The organism is Pseudocolwellia agarivorans (genome assembly GCF_002000085.1).
GTDB lineage: Bacteria > Pseudomonadota > Gammaproteobacteria > Enterobacterales > Alteromonadaceae > Pseudocolwellia > Pseudocolwellia agarivorans.
In genome coordinates this window covers 439,311-453,800 of the sequence record NZ_MUZU01000001.1, presented here as the reverse complement: position 1 = coordinate 453,800, position 14,490 = coordinate 439,311, and the positions used below count along the sequence as shown (strand labels likewise).

Annotated in this window: 7 protein-coding genes; 3 read left to right on the top strand and 4 right to left on the bottom strand. The window is 34.0% G+C overall.

Annotated features, from left to right (window positions below):
- Positions 1-957, bottom strand: a complete 957-nt coding sequence (locus B0X80_RS01950; RefSeq protein WP_076419356.1) for an AAA family ATPase — start codon at positions 955-957, stop codon at positions 1-3.
- Between the two features lie 344 nt (positions 958-1,301).
- Between B0X80_RS01950 and fadI the strand changes: the two genes are divergently transcribed.
- Both fadI and fadJ read left to right on the top strand, forming a co-directional pair.
- Positions 1,302-2,609, top strand: a complete 1,308-nt coding sequence (gene fadI, locus B0X80_RS01945) for an acetyl-CoA C-acyltransferase FadI (RefSeq protein WP_077338136.1) — start codon at positions 1,302-1,304, stop codon at positions 2,607-2,609.
- Entirely contained in the window at positions 2,609-4,774 is a 2,166-nt protein-coding gene (fadJ, locus tag B0X80_RS01940; RefSeq protein WP_077338135.1) for a fatty acid oxidation complex subunit alpha FadJ, read from the top strand. Before fadI ends, fadJ begins: the two co-directional genes overlap by 1 nt.
- Positions 4,775-5,384: 610 nt before the next feature.
- On the opposite strand, the gene B0X80_RS01930 is transcribed toward fadJ, so the two are convergent.
- The 3 genes from B0X80_RS01930 to B0X80_RS01920 all read right to left on the bottom strand — a co-directional run bounded on the left by B0X80_RS01930 (position 5,385) and on the right by B0X80_RS01920 (position 13,784).
- On the bottom strand, positions 5,385-5,828 hold the full coding sequence (locus tag B0X80_RS01930; protein WP_077338133.1) for a hypothetical protein: 444 nt from the start codon (positions 5,826-5,828) through the stop codon (positions 5,385-5,387).
- 378 nt (positions 5,829-6,206) lie between these two features.
- Positions 6,207-10,769, bottom strand: a complete 4,563-nt coding sequence (locus B0X80_RS01925; protein ID WP_077338132.1) for an EAL domain-containing protein — start codon at positions 10,767-10,769, stop codon at positions 6,207-6,209.
- A 219-nt stretch (positions 10,770-10,988) separates the two neighbouring features.
- Positions 10,989-13,784 carry an insulinase family protein gene (locus tag B0X80_RS01920; RefSeq protein ID WP_077338131.1) on the bottom strand — a complete coding sequence of 932 codons (2,796 nt, stop codon included), beginning with the start codon at positions 13,782-13,784 and terminating at the stop codon, positions 10,989-10,991.
- 214 nt (positions 13,785-13,998) lie between these two features.
- Here B0X80_RS01920 and sixA point away from each other — a divergent pair, with 214 nt between their 5' ends.
- Positions 13,999-14,475 (top strand): phosphohistidine phosphatase SixA, encoded by a 477-nt coding sequence (gene sixA, locus B0X80_RS01915; RefSeq protein WP_077338130.1) that lies wholly within the window; start codon positions 13,999-14,001, stop codon positions 14,473-14,475.
- Positions 14,476-14,490 lie beyond the last annotated feature (15 nt).

Genomic DNA, 14,490 nt, shown 5'->3' with positions numbered 1-14,490 from the left:
CTAAGCAACAGCAACTAAACTTAATAAATGATCAAGTAATTGATTGCTGGTTATACCTTCAGCTTCAGCTTGGTATGTCAGTAAAATACGGTGTCTTAATACGTTATGAAATACGGCTTGAACATCTTCAGGACTGACAAAGTCTCTGTTATGTAACCATGCTCTGGCTCGTGCACATCGATCTAAAGCAATAGTTGCCCTTGGGCTGGCACCATAAGCTAACCAAAGCTTTAATTTATCGTCATATTTTTCAGGCGCTCGAGTTGCCATGATCAAATCAACAATATATTTTTCAATGCTAGGGGCCATGTGAATTTTCATGACTTCATCACGAGCCGAAAAAATATCTGCTTGCGAGATTACACTAATGGCTTTTTTAGCTTCTTTTAAAGCTTCACCACGGTTAAGCTTTAAAATAGCTAATTCGCTTTCAGCATCAGGGTAATCAATTTCAAGGTGCATTAAAAATCTATCGAGTTGTGCTTCAGGTAAAGGGTAAGTACCTTCTTGCTCGATAGGGTTTTGTGTTGCCATAACAAGAAATAGTTCAGGTAGTGGATACGTTTTTCTACCGACAGTAATTTGACCTTCTGCCATAGCTTCTAATAAAGCCGATTGTACTTTAGCTGGCGCACGGTTAATTTCATCCGCTAATACTAAGTTTCTAAAAAGAGGCCCTGGTTGAAATACAAAGGTTCCATCTTCAGGTCGGTAAATATCTGTACCGGTTAAATCTGCTGGCAATAAATCAGGAGTAAATTGTACACGATGAAAGTCTGCTTCTAAACCATCTGCTAACGCATTTACTGCTCGAGTTTTTGCTAAGCCCGGAGGACCTTCAACAATTAAATGTCCATTAGCTAATAAAGCAATAAGTAAGTTTTCTACTAGTGCTTTTTGTCCAATAATTTGTTCAGATAAATGTTCTTTTAACGATGAGAAATGTGCTATTGCCATAACGTATACTTAATTAGTTCTTAGTTTTGGGGTTAAAAGGCTTTAATGTTAACTATTTTTGTAAAATTAACTTTAAAAGCACTCATTTAGATTAATAACAGATATATGGTTAATCATTTAGAAAACAACTGCTAGTCTCAATTTGTAAGTAAGTTTTTCATTAAATATTAAGAATATTACAACGCAAACAAATTAAGAGGCGTTATATTTATTGAATATTTGATAAAAAAGGTTAGAATTAAATCAATTTAAGAGGTCTGACCTCTCAAGCTAAAGCAATGTAAAAAACGTTTTAAATATTTTAAGGCAAGAGCTTATACCAATCGCTATTAATGGGAAATAATATGAAACAAACTAAGTTAGTCACATCAAGTGGTGAGCGCATCGCCGTTGTCGCAGGGCTACGTACACCATTTGCAAAACAAGCGACTGCATTTCATGGAGTGCCAGCTGTCGATTTAGGCAAAATGGTTGTTAATGAATTGCTTAAAAAGCATGACATTGATCCTGATATTATTGAACAGCTAGTTTTTGGTCAAGTGGTTCAAATGCCTGAAGCCCCCAACATTGCGAGAGAAATAGTTTTAGGTACAGGTATGAATGTTCGTACCGATGCTTATAGTGTTTCGCGTGCTTGTGCCACAAGCTTTCAGTCAGCTGTAAGCATTACTGAGTCTATTATGGCCGGGATGATTGATGTAGGTGTGGCTGGCGGTGCTGATTCTACTTCAGTTGCACCGGTTGGAGTCACTAAAAATTTGGCAAAAACCTTATTAGATTTAACTAAAACGAAAACGCTAGGACAAAAATTATCCTTAATTAGACGATTAGGTTTGAAAGATCTTATGCCCGTTCCACCTGCGGTAGCCGAATATTCCACTGGATTATCAATGGGGCAAACGGCTGAGCAAATGGCAAAAACTTATTCAATATCAAGAGAAGATCAAGACGCGTTAGCTCATCGTTCTCATACTTTAGCCACTCAGTCATGGGCTGAAGGGAAGTTGGCAGGTGAGGTTATGGTTGCTCATAGCGAACCTTATAATGGCTTTATTGATAAAGATAATTGTATTCGTGAAAATTCTGTTTTGGAAAGCTACGCGAAATTACGTCCTGTATTTGATCGTAAATATGGCAGTGTTACAGCGGCAACAAGTTCTCCTTTAACCGATGGCGCTTCTGCTATTTTACTCATGCGTGAAGGGAGAGCAAAAGAGCTAGGTTATAAGCCGTTAGGTTATATTAAAAGTTATGGTTTTTCTGCCATTGATGTTTGGGAAGATATGTTAATGGGACCAAGTTTTTCAACACCTATTGCACTTGCAAGAGCGGGCATGGAGTTAAAAGATTTAGACTTAATTGAAATGCATGAGGCTTTTGCTGCACAAGCTCTAGCTAATGTGAAAATGTTTGGAAGTCAATCATTTGCTCAAAAACATTTAGGAAGAGATAAAGCGATAGGTGAAATAGATATGGATAAGTTTAATGTTATGGGGGGCTCGTTGGCTTATGGACATCCATTTGCGGCTACAGGCACACGTTTAATTGTTCAAACGTTAAATGAATTAAATAGAAGAGGTGGTGGAACGGGTTTAACCACGGCATGTGCGGCAGGTGGTTTAGGCGTAGCAATGATAGTGGAGACAGACTAATGACTAAAACAGCAGTTAAAGAAGACCTTCAAAGTACATTCACATTAATCAAACAAGATAATGGTATTGCCCATCTCATTATGGATGTTATTGGCGATGCTATGAATACGCTAAAAGCTGAATTTGCTGAACAAGTTGTTGGTATGTTATCTGAAATAAAAGCTGACGATTCAATTAAAGGTATTGTACTGCTTAGCGGTAAGCCGGACTCTTTTGTTGCAGGTGCCGATGTTACAATGATTGCTGAATGTAAGTCTGTAGAAGAAGCAACGGCTTTGTCTCGACAAGCGCATACGGTTTTTGAGCAAATTGAAACGTTATCTATCCCTATTGTTGCGGCGATTAATGGTGCATGTTTAGGTGGTGGCTTAGAGTTAGCTATGGCTTGTCATTCACGAGTATGTAGCGATAGTGCTGAAACGGCTTTAGGGTTACCTGAGGTTCAGTTGGGGTTGCTACCCGGCGGCGGTGGTACGCAACGTTTACCTAAACTTGTTGGTATTCAAAAAGCTTTAGATATGATGCTAACAGGTAAGCACTTGCGTCCAATACAAGCATTAAAATCTGGCTTAGTTGATCATGTTGTTCCTAAAAGTATATTAATCAAAACAGCTGAAGATATTATTTTATCTAACAAGGTGTCTCTGTCTGTCAACGCACGCTATTTAAATACAACACGTAAAATATCTTTGATGGATAAATTATTAGAAGGTAACCCTATCGGGCGCAGTATTATTTTTAGCCAAGCTAAAAAAACGGTTTTATCTAAAACTAAAGGGAATTATCCGTCTCCCCTTAAGATCATAGATTGCGTAAAAGTGGGAGTTCAAGAAGCCTCTGCTAAGGGGTATCAAACAGAAGCTAATCATTTTGGCGAATTAGCTAAGAGTGAGGTTTCAGGGCAGTTACGCCAGTTGTTTTTTGCTACAACGGAAATGAAGAAAGAATACGGTGTTGAGGGTGTTAAACCTAAAAAAATTAACAATGTAGGTGTATTAGGCGGTGGGTTGATGGGAGGTGGTATCGCCTTTGTAACAGCAACTAAAGCTAATGTTCCCGTGCGTATTAAAGATATTTCACATAAAGGGATTAGTTACGCGCTTAAGTATGCTTACAATCTATTGAATAAAAAAGTTCAACGTCGTTTTATTCGTGCGAGCGAAATGCAAAAACAGCTTTCAGCGATTTCAGGAACTACTGATTATACGGGCTTTAAACATTGCGATATAGTGATTGAAGCCGTATTTGAAGACTTAGCTTTAAAACAAAATATGGTTAAAGAAGTCGAGTTAAATAGTAGTGAAAAAACTATTTTTGCGAGTAACACCTCAAGTTTACCTATTGGGAAAATAGCAGAAAAAGCTGAAAGGCCTGAAAATGTCATTGGCCTACACTATTTTTCACCGGTAGATAAAATGCCTTTGGCAGAAATTATTCCTCATGCTACGACTTCTGAACAAACCATTTCTACTACTGTTGAATTTGCTAAAAAACAAGGGAAAACACCTATTGTTGTAGCCGATAAAGCGGGATTTTATGTGAATAGAATTTTAGCGCCTTATGTAAATGAAGCTGCATTTATGCTACTTGAAGGTGAATCTATTGAAACCATAGATAAAGCGCTAGTCTCTTTTGGTTTTCCTGTTGGGCCATTACAATTACTTGATGAAGTGGGTATTGATGTCGGCTCAAAAATAAGTCCCATTTTATATAATGAGCTAGGTGAACGATTTGCCACACCTCCAGCCTTTGATAAATTAATTGAGGATGGACGTTTAGGTAAAAAATCAAATAAGGGCTTTTACAGTTATGGAAAAAAAGTAAAAGGTAAACAAGCAGATGAATCAATTTATGGTTTATTAGGGGTTGTTAAAAACGCTAAATTATCAAATGAAACCATTAGTCAACGCGCTGTATTTTTAATGCTAAACGAAGCTGCTCGGTGTTTAGATGAAGGAATTATAAGGAGTACTAGAGATGGTGATATTGGCGCTATATTCGGTATTGGATTTCCTCCTTTTTTAGGTGGTCCGTTTCAATATATCAATCAAATTGGCGCGAGTTACATTGTTGAGAAATTAAAGTTCTGGGGGCAAGAATATGGTGAGCGTTATACTCCATGTGAAGCTTTGATAAAAATGGCACAAGAGAATAGCAGCTATTAAGCTTATTTTAAAATAATAGATAGGCTAAAAATAGCCAGGTTAACGGACTATTTTTTCCATAAAAGAGGCGGTTTAATGCCTCTTTTTTATATATAGATAGTTGAATTTGTTCTAGCCTTTGTCTTGAGGCACTGTATTAATATTGCTATATTTTCCAACAATAATTTATTAAGAGTTTATACTCTAATTTCTATGAGACTGACTTATGTTGTATCTTCTATTGCTTATAGGGGGCGTCTGCGCTGCTTTTTTCTATTGTCAGGCATTAAAAAGTGGTTTAGGTTACAAACGCTGGACTTTAGCCGGTATGGTGTTTGGTCCATTTATATGGCCAATGTTTTGTATGCAGAAAAGAATGAAAGTTAATAAGAAGTTTGGGTTTAATAGCTTAATATTTAGAGCTTAATATTTAAAAAAATAAAAAATAAAAAATAAAAAATAAAAATTATAAAATGGCGAACATCCCTGTGGCGCTATTTATAATGGTTAATCAACGATTAAGACCACCATGAATTTGCAGGCATTTCTTTAATTTCAATGCGATCAGCAATAGTCTTTTTTTTGGGCTTTTGTGCAAACAAAGCTTTAAAAATAGAAATCATATTATCTCCTACATACGTACATTACGACGAGCTGTTTTTTCGATAGAAAATTCATCTTGCATACGTACATTACGGCGAGCAGCTTCTTCTATAGAAAATTCATCTTGCATACGCACATTACGGCGAGCAGCTTTTTCGATAGAAAACTCATCTTGCATACGTACATTCCGGCGAGCAGCTTCTTCGATAGAAAACTCATCTTGCATACGTACATTACGACGAGCAGCTTCTTCAATAGAAAATGCATCTTGCATACGTACATTACGGCGAGCAGTTTTTTCAATAGAAAATGCATCTAGCATACGTACATTGCGACGAGCAACTTCTTCAATAGAAAATGCATCTTGCATACGCACATTACGACGAGCAGCTTCCTTAAACTCTACTTGATTTACATCTGCCACAGGAGCCGGTTGTGTCATTACTAGCGATAAAATAATTGAACTTAGCATGTGTATTCCTCATTAATTAATTATTATTAGTACTATTTTTTAATAGCATGATTAATAAAGCGAAATGCATGCCATAAATATAGAGTTGGCTCTAGGTTATGTATAATAAGGCTTTGAATTATTAGTGGAATGATAAGTCGTAATTTTGACACTACTCATACCTGTTTAATTTTTTAAGTGTTGGGTTATTGAATAAAAAGAATAATAGTAGGGAACTATTTAGTTTATGCTTTTTAATTGGTTATTTATTTTATACGAAGCATAAATGCGCAATGAATTATTATGATTGATCTTAATAATATGTTGATAGGGTAATTTAGGAAGATTACTTAAATGTATCTTCCTAATAAATTATCAATTTATTAGTCTTCGTTTAGACTAATTATTGAAAGAGGTAGATTTATTGGTGATCTGATGTGAGAGTAAATATTTTTGAAAATCATTTTCCGGTAAAGGCTTGCTGTATAAGTAGCCTTGCAGTTGTTCGCAACGTAAACCTGATAAAAAACTGAGTTGTTGATTAGTTTCTACACCTTCAGCAACGACATGTAAGCCTAAGTTATGGGCAATGGTGACTATAGTCGCTACCATATTTCTACCTTGTTCAGAGGTTTCAATATCATCAACAAAGGCTTTATCTATTTTTAACGTATTTAATGGGAATTTTTTCAGATAGGCTAAAGAAGAATAGCCCGTCCCAAAATCATCTAGCGACAAGTGAATACCCATAGCTCGTATTTGTAACATAGTGTCTATGGCTTGTTGTGGTGAATCCATAACCGTGCCTTCCGTTATTTCTAGCTCTAAGTGTTTTGCAGGAAGTTGGCTTTCTTTTAGTATATCGGAGATCATACCCACTAAATTGGGCTGAGTGAATTGAACTGCTGATAAGTTTACAGCAATTCTGCCTTCAAAGAGGCCAGAATCAACCCATTTTTTAGTGGCAAAACAAGACTTCCTTAAAACTATTTCACCAATATCAATGATTTGACCTGTTTCCTCTGATACAGGAATAAAAACAACAGGGCTGATGATGCCTTTTGAGGGCGTTTCAAAGCGAACTAGCGCTTCCATACCTGCTATTTTTCCTGTGCTGATTTCAATTTTAGGCTGATAAAATACAGAGAAATAATCTTCTTTTAATCCATAGCGAATTAAGTTTTCAATTTGTAGTCGTTTTACAGCTTTTTTGTTCATTGATTCACTGAAAAATTGATATTTATTACCACCTGTGTTTTTTGCGTGGTACATAGCTGTATCAGCATTTTTAAGTAATTCTTGTGATGACGCCCCATCTTCTGGAAATAAAACAATACCTATACTGCTATATAGCACCACTTCTTGATTTTTTAATTTCATTGGTTGAGCAATAGTTTTCAGTATGTTTTTAGCAATAGTGGTTATTGTATGAATGTCATTGGTATTTTCTACCATGATACTAAATTCATCCCCTCCTAAACGATATACAGTGTCTTTTTTTCTACTGGAGGAAATAATACGTTGAGCAACTTTACATAATAAAGCATCACCAACACCGTGCCCCATTGAATCATTAATTTTTTTAAAATTATCTAGATCGAATACTAATAAGGCATGGGGCACTTTAGTTTTAACTAAACGGGTTTGATTCGCTTGGAAATACGAACGGTTAGGTAAGCCTGTTAATGTGTCTGAGTTAGCTAGTTTTCTTAGTTCTGCTTCATTTTTTTTACGCTCAGTAACATCTGAAAATACTCCTACAAAATGTGAAATATTATTATTTTCGTCTTTTATAATATCGATATTTAAATCAATAATATAAATGTCGCCATTAGCATGTTTATCTTCTATTTCACCATGCCACCCACTCTGCGTAATAAGATGTTTTTTGATGTTTTGAGTAAAGCTTTCAGGATATTGTTTAAAGCGTAAACTTTTACCTAACATATCACTTTTATTGACTTGCGTAATACGCTGATAAGCTTTGTTTACATCGACTATGGTAAATTGTCGATCATAAATGACAACAGCATCTGATATATTTTCAATGCATTTAGCAAATAATTTTAATCGCTCATCTGCTCTTTTTATTTGACTGATATCTTTTAGGGTTCCTGTCATACGAGTAGGAGAGTCGCTTTCATCTCGCTCTACTATTTTTCCTCTATCGAGTACCCAAATCCAGCGTTCATTTTTGTCTTTTACTCGATAAGTTGCCTCAAAATGATCTGTTTTTTTACTGAAGTGCGCTTCTAAGGCTTCTCTAACTCTTGGAATGTCGTGTTGATGTATGTTGGTTTGTTCAGCGCCAACATTTCTTTTTCCATCTTGGGGAAACTCTAAGATCCCCCATATGTTAGAACGAAAAATTTTACCGCTTTTAATATTCCAATCCCACATTTCATCTCCACTTCCCCATAATGAAAGTTTTAAGCGCTCTTCACTAAGCTCTATTTGAAGATGAGATAAACGTTTTTGCCTTAACTGAAATAAAAAATACATAAAAATAAGAAAAGTGAACAGTGTGTATACCGTAATGGCTAATTTAGATAACCACCAAGGAGGCATGATGGTTATATTTAATGTTTTAGTTTGGCTTATTACCGGGTTTAATAAGTCTATAACTTGAACTTCAAATGTATAGGAACCCGCATCTAAATTAGTGTAAGTAGCTCTACGATTACTATCGTCTGTTTCAATCCAGTTTTCTTCTAAACCTTTTAGACGATATCTATAGGCAATTTGATTTAATATTTTAGCATTTGGTGAGATAAACTCTAAACTAAAAGGTGATTGTTCGTGTTGTAGGGTAAGTGTTTTTGTATTATTTAATTGTGTAGTTAAAGTAAACTTTGCTTTATTTTTTTTACTCTCATTGTTAGGTGTAATATCTATTTTTTTATTGGCAATTAATAAGTTAGTAAGAATTGGCTGATGTATTTTTTGTTTTTTACTTGCTACTTCATTTAAATTTGCACGATGAAAACCATTAAGCCCGCCAAAATAAGCGACTTTGTCTGATGAATACAAAATACTATCGTTGATAAATTCATTTTCTTTAATGCCGAATTGTTCCCCATAATTAATTACTGTTTTTTTAAAGGGGTTAATTGAGGAAATACCTTTATTGGTACTAAACCATGCATTATGTTCGTCATCAACAAAAATACCATTGATGGTATTATTAACTAATTTATTGTTTTCGTTAAATACTTGGGGGATCTGTGTTTCTATATCAAATAGTAAAATACCTTGATCAAAGGAGCCTAACCATAGCCATTTTCCTGATTTGATTATGCTTTTTGAATTACTGATAAGGTAATTATCAGTTTGAATATTATAAATGCTTTTAAATGATTTTGTTTTTAATGAAAACTTCACAATTTCATTATCTATTGAAGTAGCCCAAATAAAGTTTTCATTTTCGTTTTTTTCTAAATATAAGCTTGTTACTTTGGTCGTGCTAACTTCATCTGCTAAATAGCTCACAAATTCATGTGTTGATAATTCATAGCTAGTTAATATGTTTTTATTATTGAAAAACCACAAAGAGTTATCTGTTAAAACTATATTACTTTCGAAAGGGTAGTTGGAATTTGACTTCCATCTAGTGTGCGGGGTCAATGAATTTTGAATTAGGTTATATTCAAGCAGCTTGTTGTTCATTGTTAAGATAATGATTTTTTCAGGTGATTGACTTATTATGTTTGAAATACCTTCATCAAATTGAATAGGAAGTTTAGTACTTTCTTGTCCACTGATGTTGAATATACTTCCATCACCTCTAGCTAAAAGTACACTTCCATCCGATAGCTCTGTAAATTTATCAACAATTTGGCTGGCAGCTTCATCGTTAAATTTATAATGATTAAAACTCATTGATATTGGAGAAAAAATATTTATTCCGCCGTAAGTTCCCACCCAAATGTTATCGGAAGAATCTTTGAATAAATTATAAATGGTGTTATTAACTAAAGAATAATTTGAATCGTTAGTTTTATATTGAACCGTTTTTTGATTGTGTAAATTAAAGGTTGTTAAACCGTTTCTGGTTCCGATCCATACCTGTGTATCATCTTTTTGAATAATAGACTTAATAATATTTGATGAAATAGCAGAGTTAGTAGAGTCTTTCGTAAGGTGATTCTTGAGTTTGTAGTTTCTATCCACTACGTATACACCTTTATCTGTAGCTAGCCAATAGTCATTATCTACTACGGTAATATCTGACAGCTTATTAGCATTAATAGATAAACCCCACTTGTTTTCTGTTTGTAACGATATTGCGTTTGTTAAGTCTTCGCCTACGATATAAATGCCGTTTTCATACGTACCTAACCAATAATTTTTTTGGGCATCTTGAAAAAACACTTTAATTTCTTTGAGTTGTTTTTCATGATTTCTAATTCTTACTGGGTTAAAGCTATTATCTTTCTCATTATAGTAATGAATACCTGATGCGGTAGTGACCCAAATGACATTACTTTGATCTTGGTATATATCCCAAATAACATTGTCTTGAAGTGTCGCTATGTTGTTTTCATCATGATAGAAGTTTTCAAAGTTATCCGTATTAGGAATATATCGGCTTAAGCCGTTTTGGGTGCCTACCCAAATTGTACCGGTATTATCAATAAAAATTTTTCGTATAAAGTTATTTGCGATTGAACTCTTATCTAAAATATTATTTTTATAATGAATAAAGTTTTTACCGTCGTATCGATTGAGGCCATCTTGTGTTGCTATCCACATAAAACCTTGCTTATCTTCAGTAATACCATAAGCATAACTTTGAGATAAACCATCTTGAGTGGTTAAGGATTTGAATTTTAATTGAGGAATACTGAAGTTCTCATTAGCAACTGCATGATGAGTTGAGCTAAATAGCGCAAAACAAAATGAAAAAGTAATAACAACTTTTTTTAATGGTGTAGCCCAAAGGCGGCTTAAAAAAATAAACACTACAACAACCTTGAAAGTATATGCGTTTAGGAATGATCACTACAACTTTGTTTAAAAGATTCTATTTTAAACGTGTAATCACTATGATTTTATAATTATTTTAGTATCACACTGCTATTTAAAGTCATGGTTGAGACTAAGTCAACTATTCACTCGAGCAAGTATAATATAAGGGGTTAAGTAAATAGTTAGGCTTATGTATTAATGTTATCGGCAGGTTTAATGTTTTCTTTCGTAATTATTTAATAAATATAAAGTATTTGTAATATCTTTATTTTCTATATTGCTAGCTTGTAATTGATCTTTACTAGTAAAAGATAATAAATTAATTCTGTCTGGTGAGTTAGTTGTGCTTAATGTTTCTTTTAAAAAGTTTTTTATCTCAAGTAAAGTTAAGTTATTTATTGTATCGATAAGCTGCCTTTTTTGATTAAAATTACATTCATCGGTACAAATAGCAGCCCAAAACCTTTGGCTTTTAATACGTAAACTTGAATCTCTTTCGAGTAATTGACTTGCTAGGCCCTGTTTAACATGCTCCCAGTGTTCATTGTCCATACCTTCAATATTTTTATAAGCATTATTAATAAAAGCATCAATAGCACCTGATAAATGTGGAGATTCTGTATTGGGAGATTGAATATAAAAAGCAATACCTGGGTATCTATTAATTGGAATAAAATTAACCCCTACTAAATAACCATATTGTTTTTCGGTACGCATTTCTTGGAAAAATAAAGGGGATAACAACTGGCTGGTTAACATGCTTTTTGCAACAGACGTTAAGTCTTTTTTAGGAGCAGGGTAGTAAGTGATAGTAGCGTGGTCATGCTTAGGTAAAATAATAGGACAAGTAATTTCACCGTGATTTTCAATAGATATCACAGAAGGCTTAACGCTGTGTTTTATATTTATGTTTTTTATGAAGAATTGCTTAATGATATCTCCTATATATTCAGCATTTTTTATTGTCCAATTTCCATGTATTAATGATTTTACCGAAACATGTTCAAAAATCTTATGTATAAATTGATTGAATTGATTATAGGTTACTTTTGTTAATGCATTTGCAAGAGCTACACAGCTTGGGTTGTTAGGTTGAATTGAAGAACTTAAAAAAGAAAATAGCTGTGAAATAGACTTACTTGTATCGGTATTTTGCCAGTGTTGGATCAGTTGTTTTTTTAGTAAACTAAATTGGTTTTCTGTGAATTTAGTTTGCTTTAAATCTTTTAGTAATCGTGCAAGTAGATGGCTTTGTTTGTCGGTAAAGCCAGACAATTGTAATGTTACTCCTCCTTGATGCGCGTATAAGTGATATTGTATTCCTGCAATTTCAGCGTCGTAGTGTTTTTCAATAACGGAGTCGGTAAATAAATCAACAAATAATCGAGTTATTGCAATATTTTCATCGGATTGAATAATTATAGGTGAGTCGATACCTATATATATGTAACCCTTTGGAACACTAAATGTTGTATCTTGTTTAAACCACAGCTCATAACCATTCTCTTTGTCGATACATGTTGGTACTGAAGGTAAACTTTGTTTTTCTTGTTCGGTAAGCTTATTTGATAATACTGACGGATTTTTAATTATATATGGGTTTTTAGTGGGAAGAGCTAAAGCGTCGATAGTTTGAGTGTTTTCCCAGTGGTTTAATAACTTATCGCTGATTTTAGATACCGTATAAGGAACTCCATACCACTTGCTTGTTTGATCAAAAGTATTTTCTTTGCTGATATGAATAATACGCATATTACTCGGAGATAAGTACTGCAGCAAATTATTAACTTCTTCTTGGCAATATCCATCCATAGCATAATCACCAAATATGTAGTCTTTTTCTGGATAATGTTGCATGTTGACAACTAATTGACAGGCCGAGTCAAGTGGCTTTAACTTTTCAGCATATTGAAAAGCAATATCAGCTAAGGTTTGTTTTTCTTCATAATAAAAATGAGCTAAGGGTTTTTCTTTCATTAATTGAATATATTGAAAAACAATGGCGACAATGTCATTTATATGCTTTTCACCAATAGATGTTAATTGAAAGCTGATATTAAAATCTTTAAAGTTGGAACCATTAATTCCTGAACCTGCTGTTAACCCCATTGCCCACTGCTTTCTCTTTAATAAAGAATAAATACTTCCTATACCTTCATGCCCTAATAAGTAGGCTAAAATAGACTCAGGTTTGTTTCTATATAGATTGTCTATCGCAGGCATTGCAAAACTAATAATGAGCTGATGCTCGTTTTTTACTGGGTATACATTAATTAATCTTGATTGATGCTCAGGTAAATATAACGGAGCTTCAATTTTATTGATCTGGTTTTGAGTACTAGGAATACTGGAAAACTTTGATTTGGCTAACGCTTTTAACTCGTTTAATGGTTGTGGACCTTCAATAACAAGTGTCATTGCTGATGCTTGATAATACTTTTTATAGAATGCTTTTATTTCTTGTTGAATACTTTGGTTGTTTCTATCAGCAAGTGTTTCGTGATTCCCTACAGAAAATTTTGAAAAAGGGTGTGCTTGGTTGATGGTTTCCTTATGTACATCGTAAAGTCGTCGAATATCATCTTTTAATTTTAATTTATATTCAGCATCAATGTTTTCTCTTTCTGATTGTACAAATGTTTCAGAGAGAAGGGGGGAGGTAAAAAATTGACTAAAACGGTCTAAGGCCTCTTCAAAATATTGATGATTAATATCTAAAAAGTAACAAGTATGTTCAGTTGCTGTCCATGCATTATTGCTCCCACCGTGTTGGCTGATAAATTTTTGATATTCACTACCATCGGGATATTTTTCTGTTCCTAAAAATAACATATGCTCTAAAAAATGCGCTAAGCCTTGTCTGTCAAAAGGATCACTAAAATGACCAGCATTAACGGCAAGTGCTGCAGCAGACTTTTTAGTTTCATTATTATTTACTAATAAAACACGTAAACCGTTTTTTAATGTAAGAGGTAAATAGTGTTTATGATCATTAGGGCTTTTTTTCAAAGGAGGCTCCCGCTTTAGTTTATTGTATTTTTTTATACGTCACACGAAAACTAAGCGATGTGTTGTAATCTATTTTTGAGCTTTTTAAATTACCGTATGGAATAAGATGAGTCCATTATATTCTTAACAGTTGTTATAAAAAAAAGTGGTATTGCTTTACTATAGCCTCAATTTGGGAAAGCTGTTGCATACATTGAGTATGCGTGGATAATTTATGCAAGTTTATATAATGCGTCATGGTCAAGCATTTACTTCGGGTAGTAGTGACGCACTTCGTGGATTAACGGCTCAAGGTAAGTTAGAAGCTCATGTTATGGCCCAGTGGCTAGATAATAAAAAAATTACTATTGATCAAGTTATTGTAAGTCCATTTATCAGAGCTCAAGAAACTACAAAAGAATTAATTAATTATTTAGGTGATGATTTATTAATTACCACACTAGACTTTATTACCCCATCAGGTTCTGCTGAGCAAATGCATGATTATATAGACGGTGTTTGTGTGACGGATAAAATTCAAACCCTGCTAATTGTTTCTCATATGCCATTGGTAAGTTACTTGGTAGCAGAATTAACCGTTGATGGGAATGGACCCATTTTTCAAACCGCGGGAATTGCTCATATAGATTACGATGTAAAACGTATGAAAGGTCACTTGGTGAGTTTAACTTCTCCAAGTGATTTGTGTTGATAAGTTTAGCCATTT

What these genes read in the sequence shown, in the direction of transcription:
- B0X80_RS01950 (WP_076419356.1), bottom strand. Translation starts at nt 957, where the DNA reads ATGGCAATAGCACATTTCTCATCGTTAAAAGAACATTTATCTGAACAA.
- fadI (WP_077338136.1), top strand. Translation starts at nt 1,302, where the DNA reads ATGAAACAAACTAAGTTAGTCACATCAAGTGGTGAGCGCATCGCCGTT.
- fadJ (WP_077338135.1), top strand. Translation starts at nt 2,609, where the DNA reads ATGACTAAAACAGCAGTTAAAGAAGACCTTCAAAGTACATTCACATTA.
- B0X80_RS01930 (WP_077338133.1), bottom strand. Translation starts at nt 5,828, where the DNA reads ATGCTAAGTTCAATTATTTTATCGCTAGTAATGACACAACCGGCTCCT.
- sixA (WP_077338130.1), top strand. Translation starts at nt 13,999, where the DNA reads ATGCAAGTTTATATAATGCGTCATGGTCAAGCATTTACTTCGGGTAGT.